The sequence below is a fragment of the Pseudomonas sp. PDM24 genome, assembly GCF_019218905.1.
GTDB lineage: Bacteria > Pseudomonadota > Gammaproteobacteria > Pseudomonadales > Pseudomonadaceae > Aquipseudomonas.
This window is the reverse complement of the sequence record NZ_JAHUWR010000003.1, coordinates 427,301-447,070: the sequence shown is the minus strand read 5'-3', so window position 1 is coordinate 447,070 and position 19,770 is coordinate 427,301. Positions and strand designations below refer to the sequence as shown.

Genomic DNA, 19,770 nt, shown 5'->3' with positions numbered 1-19,770 from the left:
TTGCCGTCCCAGAGACTCGGCGTTTACCCAAGGCTATTCGCTGTGAGCGCGTATTGGGCTGATGTTCCCCAACCGATACTGATTATTCCCACTGCGCTTGGCCTCATACATCGCCAGGTCCGCGATATCAGTGCCACTTCAAGCCGTCTGAAACAATCAGCCACGGCGGACGGATTGATATTGTCCACCGTTCGAGTAAAACGCATAGGGTGTTTGAGTGACTGGATGTCAGGAGCTACGTGTTGGAAAAGAAACCCCTCTACCGCAAGATCAACACTCGTACCTGGGGAGTTCGGTTGAATGAATACTCGGGTGAGTACCGGTATCAGCGCCATACCAAAGCCGAAATCCACAATGAGTCGTCACGCGGTTCGATGCATGGAACTCGTCGGCACGGGTTCGATTACACACCATTGTTCCGGTTCCTGCTGTCCCGCGTCGGTCGGCAATGGGATGAGGTTTTCAGCGAGGCGGTGGCTCGCCTGGATCGACCTGAGCCTGTGTTCTGGATGGTTGCCCTGCATGAAAAGGACAGGCAGGAGCAGGTGCGGCTGGGGGAGTCGAGCTATTTCAGCGGTTTGTATGTCGATGATCAAGGCTGTTTGCAGATTGTCAATCCTGAACTGACGGCTGAGTACATGACCCCTTACTGCTCTTGTTGCACGCACACCTTTAACGGCATTCCTTTTGGCCACCGCAAGGAGTGAACGGGTTAGTCGACCCGGCTTGCCAATAGCCCACGTTTCTGGGAAAACGGCGCCCATCAAGCCCGTTCGGGCATGCGCACAGATAGAGTGAATGTCATGAATGATGAATTGCAGGTAATCGACCTTGAAGTGGGCGACGGCAAAGCCGCCGTCAAAGGCGCGCTGATCACCACCCAATATCGAGGTTGGCTGGAAGACGGTACCGAATTCGATTCCTCCTACAGCCGGGGCAAACCTTTCCAGTGCGTGATTGGCACGGGGCGGGTGATCAAGGGCTGGGACCAGGGAATCATGGGCATGCAGGTCGGCGGTAAGCGCAAGCTGCTGGTGCCGGTGCACCTGGCCTATGGCGAGCGGTCGATGGGGGCGATTACGCCGAATTCGAATCTGATTTTCGAGATTGAATTGCTGGAAGTGCTGACGCGGGATGATTGATTGGCGTGTGGGCTGAATGACAAAACCCGCTGTCTCTGTGAGGAGACAGCGGGTTTTTGCTATGGCGAGGGGGCTTGTTGTGGTGAGGGGGCTTGCCCCCGTTGGGTTGCGCAGCGACCCCAAAACCTGTGCATGCGGTGCATCAGGTAAATCTCCGCTCGCCAGTTTTGCGGCTGCTGCGCACCCGAACGGGGGCAAGCCCCCTCGCCACAGTGTTCGGCTCGCGGGAAAAGTGTTCTTTTGCTAAATGGTGAGTCAGGTGAATACCTCAATATCATCAAGGGTGTCCGCCACAGTCCCTTGCAGTGAGGGGAATTTTTCCTTCACCTTTTCAAGAGCGGGGAGTACAGCACCCAAATCCAGATAACCCTGTCTGCGGGCTATGTGACCGAGCGCGATGATAGCTGCTGCTGCAACCGATTCGGATTCACTCTCGAGGTATTTCAGGCAGGTGTTCTGAGCCCAAATCCTGTCTTGCTCATTCAGCCCGATAGAAACCAGTGCGGTGGCAACGCTAGTTTCTACGCCGCTAGCTAGAAGCCTCGTCGCTTCCTCGTGGCTCATTGATGGATCTTGGTAGAGAGGGCTCACTTTCTAACTCCCACCTCAGTTGTACCTACTCCCGCACCCCTATGAAGAGATCCAGTTCGGTCGGTAACTGCTCATTGAGAGCTATAGCAATTTGTTGGATTTGCTCGCCGGTTAGTAACCACTCTCCATCCGCGCTTTCATCAAGACTTTTCCACCCAAGAACACCCATTACCGCGACTTCAAACTCAGGTCGAACTGTAAGGTCGTATTTTAAGGAATCATCTTCGTCATCACCTTTTAAAAACCCACTAATCCATAAAAACATAAATAGCCTCTTAATTTATTTTGGGGTAGTTCTACCGGGTTTTGCGGGGTCTATCTGTTCACCAGTTTCGTGGTTGAACTCGCCAAGATGCTTACCTTGACTGTCATACTTCTCTATTGCGCCTGTCTTACTGTCCCATTCATATATTCGCCCCTTTCGGTCTTTCCACCGGCTGCGCTTACTCCCCCCGCCCTGAACACTGCTTTTTGATTTAACAGGAAGGGCATCTGGAAATGCAGGCAATGCCAACGGCGGCCGATGGTACTTTATATCACCGCCGCCAGCAGATCTTGAAACCACAACATACAACGGCTGCACACCGGAATCAGCCGGGAAAACAAGAATGAAGTCCTTGTACTCAGGCGGGTAGATCGGGTTGACGATGATGTTGTCTGCCTGTTCGGTAGGCGGATAAATCCAGATCTGAGGCGCTTGTGGTGCCGTCTCTAGCGGGGGAATCCCTGAGGTGCTGGATGGGTCAACAGCTGGCGTCCATATCAGGGTTATCCCATCTCCAAAGTCAGCCACCTGCTGAGAACCCTGACTCTTGAACCGGACTACAGGAATCATTTCCCAGTCACGGCGCTTTTGGGTGTTGTACCCATAACCCTTCAAGGTGCCATCAGCTTGTTGCTCGACATGCAGTCGAACCCGTGTTCGGCCTTCCTTGAGTGATTTGAGCTGTTCTTCTGTGTACAGGGAGCTGTCGCCCAAGCTCGACGGCCACAGCAATGCAACCATTCCGGCCAAGGCGCCAGCAGCAACACCAGCCGTCACTATGCCTGCGCCAGCAGCACCCATCCCGGTTCCAGCAGTACCAACTCCGCCCAGAAGAAGCGTTCCCAGTGCAGCAGGTAATGCGCTGCCACTGATTTTTTTGAGAGGGATGTTTCCCGCTGCATCCCTTTCGCGGCCACCCAGCAGGGAGAATTTTCCGTACTCGGTCAGTTTCTCGACAGGGACAAACCCGGCTGGGCTGTCGTGGTTGATTACGCCGTCGGGGAGGTTGCAGCTTTTGGCGAACACGCTACCCATGGAGCTGGGGTGACCCAGCTGTTGAGGCTGCCTGACAAAACGGTCTTCATATGCCTGCTGTCGGGCCAACATGTCGTCATAGGATTCTTGTCTGGCGTCGCGCTCTGCCAGTTCAGTGGCGGTCATGTAGCGGCTGGTGATGTGGTGCCCGTCGCCTGACGGTGGGTTTTGAACCCGAGGTATATCTGTTTTTCGAGCCATGAGCGTCCTTGTTTCATCCTTTGAAAACGATGCGGACGCTACCTCAGAATCGTATTTTGTGGCTGTAGGACGGGTCTGAAACTCCGCCTGTTGTTACAAATGGGCTCGCTCGATGCGAGTGAGCTGAAACGACAGACCCCGCCATTTCTTCTTACAGAGATGGCGGGTTTTTTGGTTTTTGTGGTGGGGGGCTTGCCTTGATGCCAGTCAGATAAGCGTTGGCGGCCCCAAAAGATCGCAGCCTGCGGCAGCTCCTACATTGGGATCGGCGCGGTTTTATGATCGTTCCCACACCTGTAAAGGATGTCCCCGGTTTCTACCCGGGCAAGCTGCTCCCACAGGGGATTTGTGTCGAACACAAATGCTGTGTCCGGCAGCGATCAAATGTGGGAGCGAGCCTGCTCGCGATGAGCCATGACGCGGTCAACCTGACTTGCCAACCCCGACCATATCGGTAACCATGCCCGCCTAAATAGGGGTAGGGGGTATACGTATGTCGCACATCCACGAACACAAAGACGACCTGCTCAACCGCGTCCGGCGTATTGCCGGCCAGGTTCAGGCGGTGGAGCGGGCGCTGGAATCCGACGCCGAGTGCGCCAAAACCCTACATCTGGTCGCGGCGATCCGCGGTGCGGTCAATGGTCTGATGGACCAGTTCATCGACGCCCACGCCCGTGAACATGTGGCGCGTCCCGGGCTCAGCGATGAAGCACGCGCCGAAGGCGTTGAGGACTTGTTGCAAGCCATCCGCCGTTACTCGAAATAGAGGCCCGAACCATGACACTGAAACCTCAGGCTTCGCGCTTTACCCACGACCACCTGTTTCTAGGGGCCGCCCACGATGACAACGCCCGCCGCACGTTGTGGGTGGTGGCGCTGACGTTTGTGATGATGATTGGCGAAATTGCCGCCGGTTACATCACCGGTTCCATGGCGTTGCTGGCGGACGGCTTTCATATGGCGACCCACGCCGGGGCCTTGGGCATTGCGGCGGCGGCCTACGGCTTTGCTCGACGACATGCCAACAATTCGCGCTTCAGTTTTGGTACCGGTAAGGTCGGGGACTTGGCGGGTTTTGCTTCAGCCATAGTGCTGGGCCTGGTGTCGATCGGCATCGCTGGCGAATCCATCGTGCGACTGTTTCAACCGACCACTGTGGCTTTCACCGAGGCGACGGTGATTGCGGTGGTGGGGCTGGGGGTGAACATCGTCAGTGCGTTTCTGTTGTCGGGCAATCATGGGCATCACGGCCATGATCATCACGATCACAGTCATGCCCACGCTCATCATCACGACAACAACCTGCATTCGGCGTATTTGCATGTACTGGCCGATGCGTTGACCTCGGTGCTGGCCATCGTGGCATTGTTGGCCGGGCGCTACCTGGGCTGGGTCTGGCTGGACCCGGTGATGGGGATCGTCGGCGCTATCGTGATCGCGAGATGGGCTTATGGCTTGATGCGTGACAGCGCCGCAGTGTTGCTGGATACCACTGATGAGCACGTCGCCGCCGAAATTCGTGTGCTACTCGAGTCGACGGGCGATGTTCGCATCAGTGACCTTCACGTCTGGCAGGTTGGCCCTCAGGCGCGGGCGGCGATAGTCAGCGTCGTGGCCGTGGCAGGTGTCAATGCCGACGCCATTCGCGAACGTCTGGCACCGGTTCATGAGTTGTCTCACCTGACGGTCGAGCATCGCCACGCTTGAAGTGTCATTCAGGCAAAGAGTGGAATGCGCCCGTTAAGGGAAGGACGGTAGTGCCAGGTCAACCGGTCCAAAGCAGGTTGCATCGCCAGGATCTCAGCCAGCGTCGCACGGGCAATGCTTAAGGCCAACACCTGTCCCGGACATTGATGACGGCCCGCGCCGAAAGTGAAACCGCGACGGTTCGGGCGATCGAGCAAAAACACGTCGGGATCATCATTAAGCTGCGGATCGCGATTGGCCGAGGCCAGCAGCACCAGGATAACGTCGTCGGTGTTCAGGCTCACGCCGTCGATTTCACACGGTGCGGCGATGAAGCGGCGGGTGTTTTGCACTGACGGGTCGAAGCGCTGAACTTCAGCGATCAGGTCATCAAGTTGAGCCGAATCCAACTGTGGGTTTCGCCTCAACGCCAATAGCGCATTACCGATCAGCCCGGCAGTGGCTTCATGGGTCTGGGAGAACAGGCCGATCAGGTTGGCGATCAAGGTTTCAGCGTCGGTTGATGTCGCCGCGAAACGCTGCCGGATACCCGCGAGCAGGGCGCTTCGGTTGCTCGGGTCGTCCAGAAGCTCGATGAAATAACCCTTCAGCTGTTCCGCCGCGACATGGGCGGTGTCCAGTTGTGCCTGATCGCTGAGCGGCGACAGGCAGGCGACGAAGTCTGCGGTCAGCTCGCTGATGGCCCGGCCCTGAGCCGGAGAAAAGCCGAGCAACGCCGCGACCACGCAGACCGGCCCGCGAAACATCGCTGCGTACAACCCGTCGGGGCCCGGGGTAATCAATCGAGCGCCGACCAACGCATTGACCTCATTCACGTCCATCAACGCCAGCCCCGGCTCAATCGCCGCCCTCGGGCAACGCTGCCGCTCGCCTTCATTCATCCGCATCAACTGACCGAACACCTTGCCGGCCATGCCTTGAGCAATCGCCTGGGGCACCGGCTCATGAGATGGCCGCACATGACAGTGCGGATGCGCCAGCACGGCGGCAACGGCTCGGGCGCTGCTGGCCACCCACAGTTTCAGTCCTTGATGAAAAACCAGCCCACCCTCGGCGCGCAGTTGCGCGTAGTAAGGGTAGGGATCGGCGTGAGTCGCAGCGATGATCGGGTCCATGGGGCGCAGCCTTATCGGTGGTTGGAAAGTGTTGCTACTATCTCCAGTCCGAAAGGGCCTTGATTCGTCCGGGAGCGAAATATGAACGCAGAACAACACGACGTCGGCGTCTCGCAAGTGGCTGCCGCCATCGCGGAACCTGCCCGAACGAAAATCCTCTGTTCGCTGATGGACGGCCACGCCCGCACCAGCACCGAGCTGGCGACGATTGCCGAAGTCAGTGCCTCGACCGCCAGTGCTCACCTGGCCAAGCTCAAGGAACTGGCGCTGGTGCGTTTGCACGTTCAAGGCCGTCACCGCTATTACAGTCTCGCGGACAAGCGCGTGGCCCAGGCGCTGGAAGCGCTGATGGTGATCGGCCAGAACGCCGCGCCGACGTTCAACCCCCGCACCCCGGATCGCCTGCAATTCGCCCGCACCTGCTACGACCACATGGCCGGCACGCTGGCAGTGTTGCTGCATGACCGGATGATCGACGCGGGGTGGTTGCTGGAAATCGATGAGCAGGTTTATCAACTGAGCGACAGCGGTGAGGCGTTATTCGAAGGATTGGGCATCGACGTCAAAGACCTCGGCACCTTGCGCCGCCGCTTCGCCTGCCCGTGCCTGGACTGGAGCATGCGTCGGCCGCACCTGGGCGGTGCCTTGGGTGCGGCGTTGCTGCAAACGGCGATCAAACGCAAATGGGTGACGCAGGACCTGGACAGTCGGGCTCTGGCGTTGACGGCGCTGGGGCGTAAGGAACTCAGTAGCGGGTTCGCCGTTGAGCTGCCGGTTCAGGCTGCGACAGCACAACCTGCGTCCACCGAGACCAGGCGCCGCGCGATCGCCAGCCCTGCGGCTTAGCGACTGGACGAGGCCATGAGCACGCCAAAGCCGGCGAAGGTCACGCCCGAGACTTTCGCCGCCAGCCAGGAACCCTTCGGGCTCGACAACCAGCCTTTGGCGGCATTGGCGAGCAAGGCATAGCTGCCATGCACCAGAATCACCAGCACACCGTAGGAAGCGACCAGTTTGATGAACTGGGTGTAGAAGTGCGCCGAGGTGTCGATGAATTGCGGGAACACCGCCAGAAAGAAAAAAACCGCCTTGGGGTTCAACAGCTGCATCGAAGCCGCTTCAAGGAAGCGATAGCCAGGGCTTGAGGGGCGCGTTTCAAGCAGCGTACTGAAACGATCCGAGCGCCAGCTTTTGTAGCCCAGGTACAACAAATAGGCGGCCCCTGCGTATTTCAACGCCGTGAAGGCGTTCGCGGAGGTGCTGAGTATCAGGCCAACACTGGTGGCGCTGATGGCGGCGACGACAAACGCCCCCGACGCGATCCCCAGAATGCCCGGCACGGCCCCCGTCCAACCGTGTCGCACCGCGTTCGACAGGGTCAGGACCACGCCTGGCCCCGGGCTCAAAATGGTCAGGGTGGCGAAAAGTACAAAGAGTCCGTAGCTGTTCATGTCTTGCTCCGTCGGTGGCGCTGGCTGCGTGTTGGCAGATTGGCGTGACGAAACGAGCGTGACAAACGCTTTAATTAAAGCGCATAGGTGACTAAATTAGACCCATGAAAAATCAACTACCACCTCTTAATGCTGTTCGCGCGTTCGCCGTTGCTGCTCGTCATCAGAGCTTCAGGCTGGCGGCCGAAGAGCTGCATGTCAGCCACAGTGCCGTCAGCCGGCACATCAAATTGCTTGAGGAATATTTGGGCGTGCTGCTGTTCGAGCGGCGCATCCGTCAATCGGTGCTGACGCCGGCCGGCCAGCGCTTTTATGAGCAGGTCAGCGCCGGGCTGTCGCAGATCGCCAACGCTGCCGCTGCGCTCAAGCAACATGCCTCGCTGCCTACCGTGAAGATCAATGTCCGTCCGTCCTTTGCCGTGCTTTGGCTGACGCCCAGGCTGGCGGATTTTGTTGCGCAGCACCCAGGCATCAAGCCGCAGGTAATCACTCAAACCCAGGCACCCGATCAGGCACGCGACGGGTTCGATGTCGTCATTCGCCGTGGCCGTGACGACTGGGCACCGGCGATTGAAGCGCGACCGCTCTTCGAAGACGAACTATTACTGGTCGCGGCGCCATCGCTGATTGAGCGCCTGCCACTTGAAGACCTCACTTCGCTGAGCCGGCACACCTTACTGACCGTCAAGGCGCGTCGCGAAGATTGGCACAATTGGGCCATGCACTTTGGTCAAAGCCAGTCAGCCACTCAGGTCACCCGGCAGTTTGATCACATGCACCTGGCGCTTCAGGCTGCCGTGGAGGGACAGGGTATCGCCCTGTGCCCAACCTCATTGCTGGGCACTCACCTCTCGAGCGGACGCCTGATCTGCCCATTGCCCGAGTTGCGTCTGCCATTGCCGCGTTACTACTACGGCGTTGCACCGGACGTGACGGCGCAGACACGGGTGTTTGTGGAGTGGATGTTTGCCCGCATTGCTCAAGATGAGCTGCAGTGGCAAACACCTGGTGCTGTGACCGCTACGCCCTGAAATTCCAGACAATCTCCACCACCCGCACCGCCAGCACCAGGTAGACCAGAAACAGAATGATCTGAAACGCCGTGTGATACGGCAACCTGGACAGCCGACGCAGGCCGTCGCTGACATTAAGCAGCATCAGCACCGCTGACAGCAGGATCAATCCCCAGCCGGCGAGGCTTGAGGTGAGAAACCCCATAAACAAGTACTGATCGCTGTGCAACGCGTTGGTGCCCGCCGCAAACATCAGCGCACACACCAGCAGGTTCTTGATGTTGTCGAACACTTGCGTGGTGAAGTCGGTGTCCAGCAAGGCCAGATACTTTCGCCAGAGTTTTCCCATGGTTTTGATGGCACCCGTTGATGGCTGTTGGACGTGGCAAGTCTAGTGACCTTTTCCACGATTCGCGGACGAAAAAAAGCCCGGCCTTCAATAGGATGGCCGGGCTTTTTTATTCAAACGGACAGTTGCGTCAAATCAAACCTTGACGATCCAGCCCGCTGGCGCTTCGACGTCGCCGGTCTGTACACCGGTCAGCTCTTTGTAGAGCTTCTGGGTGATCGGGCCGACTTCGGTTTCGCTGTGGAACACGTGCAGTTTGTCTTTGTAGCTGATACCGCCGATCGGGGTGATCACTGCGGCAGTACCGCAAGCGCCGGCTTCCTTGAAGTCGGACAGCTTGTCGATGAACACGTCACCTTCGATCACTTCCAGGCCCAGACGGGTCTTGGCCAGCTCGATCAACGACAGACGAGTGATACCCGGCAACACCGAAGGGGAATTAGGGGTGACGAACTTGTTGTCGTGGGTGATCCCGAAGAAGTTGGCCGAGCCGACTTCCTCGATTTTGGTGTGGGTCAGCGGGTCCAGATAGATGCAGTCGGCGAAGTGCGCCTTCTTGGCCTGGGAACCCGGCATCAGGCTGGCGGCGTAGTTGCCACCGACCTTGGCCGCACCGGTGCCTTGTGGGGCGGCACGGTCGTAGCTGGAGATCAGGAAGTTGTGCGGGGTCAAACCGCCCTTGAAGTAAGCGCCGACCGGGATGCAGAAGATAGAGAAGATGAACTCGGGCGCGGTACGCACACCGATGTTGTCACCCACGCCGATCACGAACGGGCGCAGGTACAGCGCGCCGCCGGTGCCGTAAGGCGGGATGAAACGCTCGTTGGCGCGTACCACTTCCTTGCACGCTTCGACAAACTGTTCGGTGGACACGTGCGGCATCAGCAGGCGCGCGCAGCTGCGTTGCATGCGTGCGGCGTTCTGGTCCGGGCGGAACAGGTTGATCGAACCGTCCTTGCAGCGGTAGGCCTTCAGGCCTTCGAAGCACTGCTGGCCATAGTGAAGGGCAGTGGAGCCTTCGCTGATGTGCAGCACGTTGTCTTCGGTCAGGGTGCCTTTGTCCCACTCGCCATTACGCCAGTGCGACAGATAGCGCTTGTCTGTCTTGATGTAGTCAAAACCCAGCTTGTCCCAATTGATGCTTTCGTTACCCATGACACCCTCTATCACTTAACAACCGCCGAAACGGTTCAAGGCTTCTGACATTTTTCTGGATGGGGACAACAATACTTCATTCCGGGCCCATTTCGCAGCCCGGACTATCGGGTGATTGGCATATAAATGGTGTCGACCTTGAGAATTCGCGAGCAAGCCCGCTCCCACATTCGATCTGTGGTTGCCACAGCGCCTACAAACACCACAAATCCAATGTGGGAGCGGGCTTGCTCGCGAAGAGGCCATCACCTACGCCATCAATCTCCCTGGGTTACAGATGCAGCGCGTGACCAAGGGCACGCAACGCCGCTTCCTGCACCGCCTCACCGAGCGTCGGATGCGCGTGGATGGTGCCGGCGATGTCTTCCAGACGAGCGCCCATTTCCAGGCTCTGGCCAAACGCCGTCGACAACTCCGACACGCCCACACCCACCGCCTGCCAACCAACAATCACATGATTGTCGCGGCGCGCCACGACCCGCACGAAGCCGCTTTTCGACTCCAGCGTCATCGCCCGGCCATTGGCGGCGAACGGGAAGCTGGACACGATGCAGTCCAGCCCCGCAGCCTTGGCTTCATCCGGGGTCTTGCCGACCACCACCAGTTCCGGGTCGGTGAAGCACACGGCGGCGATGGCGGTCGGGTTGAATTCGCGGTGTTTACCGCTGATCAGCTCGGCAACCATTTCACCCTGAGCCATGGCCCGATGCGCGAGCATCGGTTCGCCGCTCAAGTCGCCGATGGCGTAGACGTTACGCATGCTGGTCTGGCACCGGTTGTCGATCTTGATCGCCGAACCGTTCATGTCCAGGTTCAAGGCTTCGAGGTTCCAGCCTTGAGTGTTGGGTTTGCGGCCGACAGCCACCAGGACCTGATCGGTTTCCAGGGTCAATGTGTCACCGTTCGGGTCACGAACTTGCAGGGTATTTCCTTGTGAATCAAAGCCTTCAACGCTGTGCTTCAAGTAAAGCTTCACGCCGAGTTGCTTGAGTGCTTCATGCACCGGATGGGTCAGTTCGGCGTCGTAGGCCGGCAAGATGCGATCCTGCGCCTCGACCACACTGACCTCTGCACCGAGCTTGCGATAGGCAATCCCCAGCTCCAGACCGATGTAACCGCCACCGACCACAACCAAGCGTTTCGGCACGGACGTCGGTGCGAGGGCTTCGGTGGAGGAGATAACCGGCCCGCCAATCGGCAGCATCGGCAGGTTCACGCTTTTCGAACCGGTGGCCAGCACCAGGTGCTCGCACTGAATGCGCGTGTCGCCGACTTCGACGGTTTTGCCGTCGATCACTTTGGCCCAGCCTTGAATGACCTGGACCTTGTGCTTCTTCAACAGCGCCGAAACGCCGGTGGTCAGACGATCAACAATACCGTCTTTCCACTCGACGCTCTTGCTGATGTCCAGGGTCGGCGCCGATACGCTGATGCCCAGCGCCGAGTGTTGGCTGTGGTGCTGCGTCTGATGGAACTGTTCGGCGACGTGAATCAACGCCTTCGACGGAATGCAGCCGATGTTCAGGCAGGTGCCGCCCAACGATTCGCCTTCCACCAGAATGGTCGAAATGCCCAACTGACCGGCACGGATTGCCGTCACATAACCGCCAGGGCCGCCGCCGATGATCAGCAGCGTGGTGTTCAAAGTCTGTTGCATGACCTTCTCCACAAATGCCTACTCAACAAAAAGCGTGGCGGGTTGTTCGAGCAAGCCACGGATGGCCTGGATGAATTGCGCCGCGTCCATGCCATCGACCACGCGGTGATCGAAGGAGCTGGAGAGGTTCATCATCTTGCGAATCACGATCTGGCCTTTGACGACCATCGGCCGTTCGACGATTTTGTTCACGCCGACGATTGCCACTTCTGGCAAGTTCAGCACCGGGGTGCTGACGATACCGCCCAAGGCGCCGAGGCTGGTCAGGGTGATGGTCGAACCGGACAATTCATCGCGGCTGGCCTTGCCATTGCGGGCAGCGGTAGCGAGGCGAGAAATTTCCTGAGCGCTGTCCCACAAGCTGCGGGTTTCGGCGTGACGGACCACCGGCACCATCAAACCGATCTCGGCTTGGGTGGCGATGCCCACGTGCACGGCGCCGAGGCGGGTGATGACCTGGGCTTCGTCGTCGTAACGGGCGTTGATCTGCGGGAAGTCGCGCAGAGCCACGACCAGCGCGCGGACCAGGAACGGCAGCAAGGTCAGCTTGCCGCGGGTTGCGCCGTGTTTTTCGTTCAGGTGTGCGCGCAGTTCTTCCACGGCAGTGACGTCGATTTCCTCGACGTAACTGAAGTGGGCAGCACGCTGAGTGGCGTCTTGCATGCGCTGGGCGATCTTGCGACGCATGCCGATCACCGGGATTTGCTCTTCGTCGTTGCGCTGGGCGTAAGCGGCGGTGGCGGTGGATGCGTTCGATTGACCCTGAGCCAGCCAGGCTTCGAGGTCTTCGTGCAGCACACGGCCGGCAGGGCCGCTGCCACGCACCAGACGCAATTGAATGCCAAGGTCCAGCGCATGTTTGCGCACGGCCGGGGAGGCCAGCGGACGTTCATCGGCCTCACGGGCGACCATTGGCCCTTGGCACGCGGCGGCCGAGCGAGGTGCCGCCACCGGTTTGCTTTCAACAACCGCTTCAACTTTAGGCGCTGCAACGGGTGCTTCTTTAACCGCTACTGGCTGAGCCGACTCTTTAACGTTGCCCGCGCCTTCGACTTCGATGCTGATCAGAATGCTGCCGACTGCCATGACCTCGCCAGGCTGGCCGCCCAGCGCAATCACCTTGCCATGTACCGGGGACGGGATGTCGACCATCGCCTTGTCGGTCATGACATCGGCCAGCACCTGATCTTCGACGACCATGTCGCCGACCTTGACGTGCCACTGAGACAGTTCAACTTCTGCAATGCCTTCGCCAATGTCCGGCATTTTAATAACGTGCGTGCCCATTCAGACCTCCATAACCCGATGCAAAGCCGCGCCCACACGGGACGGACCAGGGAAATACGCCCACTCTTGCGCGTGCGGGTAGGGAGTGTCCCAACCGGTGACGCGCTCGATCGGCGCTTCCAGGTAGTGGAAGCAATGCTCTTGCACCAAGGCGACCAGTTCGGCGCCGAAACCGCAGGTGCGGGTCGCTTCGTGAACGATCACGCAACGGCCGGTTTTCTTCACCGACTTGACGATGGTTTCCAGGTCCAGCGGCCACAGGCTGCGCAGGTCGATGACTTCGGCGTCGATACCGGTTTCTTCAGCCGCCACTTGCGACACATAAACGGTGGTGCCGTAGGTCAGGATGGTCACGTCTTTGCCGGGCCGCGCGATGGCGGCGACATCCAGCGGCACGGTGTAGTAACCGTCCGGCACTTGCGCGGCGGGGTGTTTCGACCACGGGGTTACCGGACGGTCGTGGTGGCCGTCGAACGGGCCGTTGTACAGGCGTTTTGGCTCGAGGAAGATCACCGGGTCATCGTTTTCGATGGAGGCGATCAGCAGGCCTTTGGCGTCGTAAGGGTTGGACGGCATGACGGTGCGCAAACCGCAGACCTGAGTGAACATCGCCTCGATGCTCTGGCTGTGGGTCTGGCCGCCGTAGATGCCGCCGCCGCAGGGCATGCGCAGGGTCATCGGCGCAGTGAACTCGCCGGCCGAGCGATAGCGCAAGCGTGCCGCTTCGGAAATGATCTGGTCCGACGCCGGGTAGACGTAATCGGCGAACTGGATCTCGGCCACCGGCCGCAAACCGTAAGCGCCCATGCCCACGGCGACGCCAACGATCCCGCTTTCGGAGATCGGTGCATCGAATACCCGGGAGGTGCCGTACTTGTTCTGCAGCCCTTCGGTGCAACGGAACACGCCGCCGAAGTAGCCCACGTCCTGGCCGAACACCACGACGTTGTCGTCACGCTCAAGCATCACATCCATGGCCGAGCGCAGGGCCTGGATCATGGTCATGGTGGTCGTGGTCATGGCGGTTTCCAACTCGATTTTATTGTTGTGATCGTTCATGTCAGATCCCCAACTCTTGACGCTGGCGCTTCAAGTGCTCCGGCATCTCTTTGTAGACGTCTTCGAACATGGTCGCGGCGCTCGGAATCTGGCCGCCGGCGAGGGTGCCGTACTGCTCGGCTTCTTTCTGCGCGGCGATCACTTCGGCTTCCAGTTCGGCGCTGACCGCGACGTGTTCCTCTTCGGACCACTGACCGATTTTGATCAGGTGCTGCTTGAGGCGCGCTATCGGGTCGCCCAACGGGAAGTGGCTCCAGTCGTCGGCAGGACGGTATTTGGATGGATCATCGGACGTCGAGTGCGGGCCAGCGCGGTAGGTGACCCATTCGATCATGGTCGGGCCGAGGTTGCGGCGCGCACGTTCGGCGGCCCAGGCAGAGGCGGCGTACACCGCGACAAAATCGTTGCCATCGACCCGCAGGGAGGCAATGCCGCAACCGACGCCGCGTCCGGCGAAAGTAGTGGCTTCACCACCGGCAATCGCCTGGAACGTGGAGATTGCCCATTGGTTGTTGACCACGTTGAGGATCACCGGCGCACGGTAGACGTGGGCGAAGGTGAGGGCAGTGTGGAAGTCCGATTCAGCGGTAGCGCCGTCGCCGATCCAGGCCGAGGCGATTTTGGTGTCGCCCTTGATCGCCGAGGCCATGCCCCAGCCCACGCCTTGTACGAATTGGGTGGCAAGGTTGCCGGAAATGGTGAAGAAACCAGCGTCCTTGACCGAGTACATGATCGGCAACTGACGGCCCTTGAGCGGATCGCGCTCGTTGGACAGCAGTTGGCAGATCAGGTCGACCAGCGGCACGTCGCGGGCCATGAGGATGCTTTGTTGACGGTAGGTGGGGAAGCACATGTCGTCGATGTTCAAGGCCAGGGCCTGGGCGCTGCCGATGGCTTCTTCGCCAAGGCTTTGCATGTAGAACGACATTTTTTTCTGACGCTGGGCGACCACCATCCGGTTGTCGAAAATCCGCGTCTTGAGCATGGCGCGCATGCCTTTACGCAGGATCTCGACTGGCACGCCTTCGGCCCATGGACCGAGGGCATTGCCTTGGTCGTCGAGCACGCGAATCAGGCCTTTGGCCAGATCAGCCGTGTCGGCCGGTTCAACGTCGATTGGGGGTTTGCGCACCAAGCCTGCGTCGGTCAGATGCAGGTAGGAGAAGTCGGTTTTGCAACCGGGGCGGCCCGAAGGTTCGGGAACGTGCAGGCGCAGCGGTTCGTACGCTTGGTTCATGGCTTCTACGCTCGATCTTGTGAATTTCTTGTAGTGAGCTGGCAGTCATTCTTCGATAAAAGAAATCTTGTCCTACAACAATCATAGGCCGGGCCCAGAAGAATATTTCTCTCTGTTTCGTTGCGCTTGAGGTCATTTGAGGATAAAAATTCTGCATAAACATAAAAAGCAGGTGGTTTTGTCTCATGCGCAAACTGGACCGTACCGACATCGGCATTCTCAACAGCCTTCAGGAGAACGCGCGCATCACCAACGCCGACCTCGCGCGCTCGGTGAACCTGTCGCCGACGCCCTGCTTCAATCGGGTCAAGGCGATGGAAGAATTAGGGCTGATTCGTGAGCAAGTGACCCTGCTGGATGCCGACCTGCTGGGGCTGCATGTGAATGTGTTTATTCACGTCAGCCTGGAGAAACAGGTGGAGGAGGCGTTGCAGCATTTCGAAGAGGCGATCTCGGATCGTCCGGAAGTGATGGAGTGCTATTTGATGGCCGGCGACCCGGATTACCTGATCCGCGTACTGGTGCCGACCATTCAGTCGCTGGAGCGCTTCATGATGGACTTTTTGACCAAGGTACCGGGGGTGGCGAACATCCGTTCGAGCTTTGCGCTCAAGCAGGTGCGGTATAAGACGGCGTTGCCGTTGCCGGCGAATGGGTTGACCCTGGCCAATTGAAGATCGCAGTTGTAGCAGCTGTCGAGCACCGCGAGGCAGCGTTCGGCGGCGAAGCCGTCGTAACCCACCCAACGCGGTTTCCCGGAAAGAACGCGGTTGCAGGTTTTGCGACGGCTGCGCCGCCGAACGCTGCCTCGCGGTGCTCGACAGCTGCTACGGGACTAGAGTTGATTCAGGGGAATCTTCAGGTAAGTCACGCCATTCTCTTCCGCCGGCGGCAAATTCCCCGCCCGCACATTCACCTGAATCGCCGGCAGCAACAGCGTCGGCATGCACAATCCGGCATCGCGCTGGGTGCGCATGGCGACGAAGGCGGCCTCATCAATGCCATCGTGAATATGGATGTTGCTTTTGCGCTGCTCGCCAACCGTGCTCTGGCATTGCGGGGCGCGGCCCGGGGGCGGGTAATCGTGGCAGACGTAGAGGCGAACGCTGGCGGGGAAGGCCAGCAGTTTGTGGATCGAGGCAAACATCTGGTTGGCGTTGCCGCCAGGGAAGTCGCAACGCGCGGTGCCGACGTCCGGCATGAACAACGTATCGCCCACCAGAATCATATCGCCGTCGATCAAATAGGCCATGTCCGCCGGGGTATGGCCGGGCACATGCAGGGCTGTGGCCTTGAGATTGCCGACCCGGAATGACTCGCCCGGCGCGAACAGGTGATCGAACTGTGAACCATCGACGCTAAATCCCGGTTCAAGGTTGAACAGCGTCTTGAACACCCCCTGAACCTTGCTGATCGACTCACCGATCGCAATCTTGCCCCCCAATTCCCGACGCAGATACGGCGCCGCCGACAGGTGATCGGCATGGGCGTGGGTTTCCAGCAGCCATTGCACCTGCAACTGGTGTTCGCGCACGAAGGCGATGATTTTGTCGGCCTGGACGGTCGCGGTGCGCCCGGCGGCGGGGTCGTAATCCAGCACCGGGTCGACAATCGCGCAGTGCCCGCCATCGTGCTCGTAGATCACGTAGCTGTAAGTCGACGAGGCGGGGTCGAGGAAGGCTTCAATCAACGCAGACATGGGGACGAACCTGTGGAAAGGGGCGGGAGGACAATAACCGGTTGCAACACTTTATGTTTAAACATAATGTCCGCAGCTTAAGTGACGTCGAAGGCATCCTGCAAATGCAATCCAGTCTGACCGAATGTGAAGTCGCCCAACTCCGGGCCTCGGCCTCCAAAGCTTGCGCGCTGCTCAAGGCCTTGGCCAACGAGGACCGCCTGCTGATTCTCTGCCAACTGACCCAGGGCGAGCGCAATGTCGGCGAACTGGAAAAAATGACCGGCGTGCGCCAGCCCACACTGTCCCAACAGCTGGGCATCCTGCGCGACGAGGGATTGGTCGCCACCCGTCGTGAAGGCAAGTACATATTCTATGGTTTAGCCAGTCACGAAGTGATTCAGGTGATGAAGACGCTGTCCGGCCTGTACTGCGGAGCGGTGCTGAAAAGCTGGGGCTGAGCCGCCTTTTGTAGGAGCCAGGCTTGCCGGCGAAGGCGCTCTGAAGGACGCTTTCGCCGGCAAGCCTGGCTCCTACATGTCCGGCATTAGAGCTGAACCCGGCGCCATGCGTGCAATAACAAGGAATGAATGATGAACGATCAACACTGGGGCCCATCCATCAGTGCCGACATCGTGGTAATAGGCGGCGGGACCGCCGGCATTGGTTTGGTTGCCAGCCTGCTGAAACGCGATCCTGGTTTAAACATCACCGTCATCGAACCCGACAGCCAGCATTACTACCAACCGGCGTGGACGCTGGTCGGCGGTGGTGCTTACTCGGTGAAAAACACCGCGCGCCCGATGTCCTCAGTGATGCCGCGCCAGGCCACCTGGTTGCAGGCGTGCGTGACTGACATCGCCCCCGACAGCAAACAGCTGACCCTCGACGATGGCCGCACCGTCAGTTACCAGAACCTCGTGGTCTGCCCCGGTTTGCGCCTGGCCTGGGAGAAAATCGAAGGCTTGCAGGACACCCTCGGCCAGAACGGCGTGACCTCCAATTACAGCTATCGGCACGCGGCCTACACCTGGGAACTGGTCCGGGGATTGCGCGGCGGTAAAGCGATCTTCACTCAGCCAGCGGTGCCGATCAAATGCGCCGGTGCGCCACAGAAAGCCTTGTACTTGTCCTGCGATCACTGGCGTAAAACCGGCGTTCTGAACAAATTCGACGTCGAGTTCAATCTGGCCGGCGCTGCGTTGTTCGGTGTGGCGACATTCGTGCCGCCGCTCATGAAGTACATCGAAAAGTACAACGCCCGGCTGGCCTTCAATTCCAATCTGGTCAAGGTTGACGGGCCATCGAAAACCGCGTGGTTCGAGGTCAAGGACGCTGCAGGTGTCGTGACCGTACAAGAAAAAACCTTCGACCTGCTGCACGTCGTACCGCCTCAGGTCTCGCCGGATTTCATCCGCCAAAGCCCGTTGGCCGATGCCGCTGGCTGGTGCGAAGTGAACCCGCACAGCCTGCAACACGTGCGCTATGCGGATGTGTTCGCGTTGGGCGATGTCTGTTCCACCAGCAACGCGAAAACGGCCGCCGCCGTGCGCAAGCAGATCGTGGTGGTGGCGCAAAATCTGCTGGCCCTGCGCAAGCAACAGCCGTTGCCACTCAAGTACGACGGCTACGGTTCCTGCCCGCTGACGGTGGAGAAGGGCAAGGTGATTCTCGCCGAGTTCGGTTACGCCGGTAAGTTGTTGCCGACCTTTCCCCTCGACCCGACGGTGGCGCGCCGTTCAGCCTGGTTCCTCAAGGCGACCTTGCTGCCGTGGTTCTACTGGAATGGCCTGCTCAAGGGCCGTGAATGGCTGACCCATCTGTCCAAGGTTGACTGAGAGAACCCTATGTTGCTGGCCAGTTTTTTCGGCGTTGTCATGGGTCTGGTGCTGGGTTTGACCGGTGCTGGTGGCGGTATTCTTGCGGTGCCGGCCCTGGTGCTGGGGCTGGGTTTGACCATGACCCAAGCGGCGCCCGTCGCCTTGTTCGCGGTGGGCAGTGCGGCGGCGATCGGTGCGATCGACGGTTTGCGCCATGGCCTGGTGCGCTATCGCGCCGCGTTGTTGATTGCACTGCTGGGCGCGGTATTTTCGCCGGTGGGCATCTACTTCGCCCATCAGTTGCCGGAAAAGATCCTGATGGTTCTGTTCAGTCTGCTGATGGTCATGGTGGCCTGGCGGATGCTGCGCCGGGAAAAGCCCGACGATGGCCCGAGCGATCACGGCCACGCCAACTGGGGCCAGAAGAACTGCATGCTCGATCAGCAGACCGGGCGTTTTTCCTGGACCGCCAAATGCACCGCCACCCTGGCGGCACTCGGCGCGGTGACCGGTGTGGTCTCGGGGCTGCTCGGGGTCGGTGGCGGCTTTCTGATTGTGCCGGCGTTCAAGCAACTGACCGATGTGCAGATGCGCGGCATCGTCGCTACTTCGTTGATGGTGATCAGCCTGATCTCGGTGATCGGCGTGATCGGCGCATTTCATGCCGGGGTGCGGATCGATGGTTTGGGCGGGTCGTTCATTGTCGCCAGCATCGTCGGGATGATCCTCGGTCGAAAACTCTGCGCGCGGGTGCCGGCCCGAGGGCTGCAGATCGGCTTCGCCAGCGTCTGCGTGGTGATTGCCGTTTACATGCTGTTCAGGGCGAGTTTCTGACCGATAGCCTCCGGGCTTGTCGGCGAGGGCGGACTGAAGGACGCCTTCGCCGGCAAGCCTGGCTCCTACAAAAAGCGGCACCTGAGGTGCATAGGCCTACACCCTAAGTTCCGAGCCTTGCCGACCAGCGGTCTTACGCCGAATTTGCCGCGCGCTACCCGCCAATCCAAA

22 protein-coding genes are annotated in these 19,770 nt (G+C 59.5%); 10 read left to right on the top strand and 12 right to left on the bottom strand.

Features of this window, described 5'->3' with window-relative positions:
• Positions 1-242 precede the first annotated feature (242 nt).
• Both KW837_RS13670 and KW837_RS13665 read left to right on the top strand, forming a co-directional pair.
• Positions 243-707: a hypothetical protein gene (locus KW837_RS13670; RefSeq protein ID WP_218396426.1), complete on the top strand. Its 465-nt coding sequence runs from the start codon at positions 243-245 to the stop codon at positions 705-707.
• 96 nt (positions 708-803) lie between these two features.
• Positions 804-1,142 carry an FKBP-type peptidyl-prolyl cis-trans isomerase gene (locus KW837_RS13665; protein WP_218396423.1) on the top strand — a complete coding sequence of 113 codons (339 nt, stop codon included), beginning with the start codon at positions 804-806 and terminating at the stop codon, positions 1,140-1,142.
• A gap of 255 nt (positions 1,143-1,397) precedes the next feature.
• Here KW837_RS13665 and KW837_RS13660 read toward each other — a convergent pair whose 3' ends face one another.
• From KW837_RS13660 to KW837_RS13650, 3 genes are read right to left on the bottom strand one after another with little or no spacing between them, the layout of a single operon-like run.
• Positions 1,398-1,706 carry a hypothetical protein gene (locus tag KW837_RS13660; RefSeq protein ID WP_218396421.1) on the bottom strand — a complete coding sequence of 103 codons (309 nt, stop codon included), beginning with the start codon at positions 1,704-1,706 and terminating at the stop codon, positions 1,398-1,400.
• 52 nt (positions 1,707-1,758) lie between these two features.
• Complete coding sequence (locus tag KW837_RS13655; RefSeq protein WP_218396419.1) at positions 1,759-1,998, bottom strand: pyocin S6 family toxin immunity protein; 240 nt, start codon at positions 1,996-1,998, stop codon at positions 1,759-1,761.
• A 15-nt stretch (positions 1,999-2,013) separates the two neighbouring features.
• Positions 2,014-3,234, bottom strand: a complete 1,221-nt coding sequence (locus tag KW837_RS13650; protein ID WP_218396417.1) for an S-type pyocin domain-containing protein — start codon at positions 3,232-3,234, stop codon at positions 2,014-2,016.
• 493 nt (positions 3,235-3,727) lie between these two features.
• Here KW837_RS13650 and KW837_RS13645 point away from each other — a divergent pair, with 493 nt between their 5' ends.
• Complete coding sequence (locus KW837_RS13645) at positions 3,728-4,003, top strand: metal/formaldehyde-sensitive transcriptional repressor (protein ID WP_019648873.1); 276 nt, start codon at positions 3,728-3,730, stop codon at positions 4,001-4,003.
• Between the two features lie 11 nt (positions 4,004-4,014).
• Positions 4,015-4,944 carry a CDF family Co(II)/Ni(II) efflux transporter DmeF gene (gene dmeF, locus KW837_RS13640; protein WP_218396415.1) on the top strand — a complete coding sequence of 310 codons (930 nt, stop codon included), beginning with the start codon at positions 4,015-4,017 and terminating at the stop codon, positions 4,942-4,944.
• A gap of 8 nt (positions 4,945-4,952) precedes the next feature.
• On the opposite strand, the gene KW837_RS13635 is transcribed toward dmeF, so the two are convergent.
• Positions 4,953-6,059: a cytochrome P450 gene (locus tag KW837_RS13635; RefSeq protein ID WP_218396413.1), complete on the bottom strand. Its 1,107-nt coding sequence runs from the start codon at positions 6,057-6,059 to the stop codon at positions 4,953-4,955.
• Between the two features lie 81 nt (positions 6,060-6,140).
• Here KW837_RS13635 and KW837_RS13630 point away from each other — a divergent pair, with 81 nt between their 5' ends.
• Positions 6,141-6,905 carry a helix-turn-helix transcriptional regulator gene (locus KW837_RS13630; protein WP_218396411.1) on the top strand — a complete coding sequence of 255 codons (765 nt, stop codon included), beginning with the start codon at positions 6,141-6,143 and terminating at the stop codon, positions 6,903-6,905.
• Here the strand turns inward: KW837_RS13630 and KW837_RS13625 are convergent.
• Positions 6,902-7,510 carry a LysE family translocator gene (locus KW837_RS13625; RefSeq protein ID WP_123495256.1) on the bottom strand — a complete coding sequence of 203 codons (609 nt, stop codon included), beginning with the start codon at positions 7,508-7,510 and terminating at the stop codon, positions 6,902-6,904. The genes KW837_RS13630 and KW837_RS13625 overlap by 4 nt on opposite strands.
• A gap of 104 nt (positions 7,511-7,614) precedes the next feature.
• On the opposite strand from KW837_RS13625, the gene KW837_RS13620 reads away from it, so the two are divergent.
• Complete coding sequence (locus KW837_RS13620; RefSeq protein WP_218396410.1) at positions 7,615-8,541, top strand: LysR substrate-binding domain-containing protein; 927 nt, start codon at positions 7,615-7,617, stop codon at positions 8,539-8,541.
• Here the strand turns inward: KW837_RS13620 and KW837_RS13615 are convergent.
• The 6 genes from KW837_RS13615 to KW837_RS13590 all read right to left on the bottom strand — a co-directional run bounded on the left by KW837_RS13615 (position 8,531) and on the right by KW837_RS13590 (position 15,267).
• Positions 8,531-8,872 carry a hypothetical protein gene (locus tag KW837_RS13615; protein WP_008071311.1) on the bottom strand — a complete coding sequence of 114 codons (342 nt, stop codon included), beginning with the start codon at positions 8,870-8,872 and terminating at the stop codon, positions 8,531-8,533. The genes KW837_RS13620 and KW837_RS13615 overlap by 11 nt on opposite strands.
• A 135-nt stretch (positions 8,873-9,007) precedes the next feature.
• Complete coding sequence (locus KW837_RS13610; RefSeq protein WP_218396408.1) at positions 9,008-10,027, bottom strand: branched-chain amino acid aminotransferase; 1,020 nt, start codon at positions 10,025-10,027, stop codon at positions 9,008-9,010.
• 271 nt (positions 10,028-10,298) lie between these two features.
• Entirely contained in the window at positions 10,299-11,684 is a 1,386-nt protein-coding gene (gene lpdA / locus KW837_RS13605; RefSeq protein WP_218396405.1) for a dihydrolipoyl dehydrogenase, read from the bottom strand.
• A gap of 18 nt (positions 11,685-11,702) precedes the next feature.
• Positions 11,703-12,971: a dihydrolipoamide acetyltransferase family protein gene (locus KW837_RS13600; protein WP_218396403.1), complete on the bottom strand. Its 1,269-nt coding sequence runs from the start codon at positions 12,969-12,971 to the stop codon at positions 11,703-11,705.
• A complete protein-coding gene (locus KW837_RS13595; protein ID WP_048394689.1) occupies positions 12,972-14,030 on the bottom strand; it encodes an alpha-ketoacid dehydrogenase subunit beta in 1,059 nt (352 codons plus the stop codon).
• Between the two features lies 1 nt (position 14,031).
• Positions 14,032-15,267 carry a 3-methyl-2-oxobutanoate dehydrogenase (2-methylpropanoyl-transferring) subunit alpha gene (locus KW837_RS13590; protein WP_007895123.1) on the bottom strand — a complete coding sequence of 412 codons (1,236 nt, stop codon included), beginning with the start codon at positions 15,265-15,267 and terminating at the stop codon, positions 14,032-14,034.
• Between the two features lie 185 nt (positions 15,268-15,452).
• Here KW837_RS13590 and bkdR point away from each other — a divergent pair, with 185 nt between their 5' ends.
• Positions 15,453-15,941 carry a Bkd operon transcriptional regulator BkdR gene (bkdR, locus tag KW837_RS13585; protein WP_017339472.1) on the top strand — a complete coding sequence of 163 codons (489 nt, stop codon included), beginning with the start codon at positions 15,453-15,455 and terminating at the stop codon, positions 15,939-15,941.
• A 161-nt stretch (positions 15,942-16,102) separates the two neighbouring features.
• Here the strand turns inward: bkdR and KW837_RS13580 are convergent, their stop codons facing one another.
• Positions 16,103-16,966, bottom strand: a complete 864-nt coding sequence (locus KW837_RS13580) for an MBL fold metallo-hydrolase (protein ID WP_218396401.1) — start codon at positions 16,964-16,966, stop codon at positions 16,103-16,105.
• Positions 16,967-17,070: 104 nt separating this feature from the next.
• On the opposite strand from KW837_RS13580, the gene KW837_RS13575 reads away from it, so the two are divergent.
• From KW837_RS13575 to KW837_RS13565, 3 genes are all read left to right on the top strand, one after another.
• The gene (locus KW837_RS13575; protein ID WP_026331709.1) at positions 17,071-17,406 is read left to right on the top strand and encodes a helix-turn-helix transcriptional regulator; all 336 of its coding nucleotides are present in this window, start codon (positions 17,071-17,073) and stop codon (positions 17,404-17,406) included.
• Positions 17,407-17,538: 132 nt separating this feature from the next.
• On the top strand, positions 17,539-18,783 hold the full coding sequence (locus tag KW837_RS13570) for an FAD/NAD(P)-binding oxidoreductase (protein ID WP_218396399.1): 1,245 nt from the start codon (positions 17,539-17,541) through the stop codon (positions 18,781-18,783).
• 9 nt (positions 18,784-18,792) lie between these two features.
• On the top strand, positions 18,793-19,599 hold the full coding sequence (locus tag KW837_RS13565; protein ID WP_218396397.1) for a sulfite exporter TauE/SafE family protein: 807 nt from the start codon (positions 18,793-18,795) through the stop codon (positions 19,597-19,599).
• Positions 19,600-19,770 lie beyond the last annotated feature (171 nt).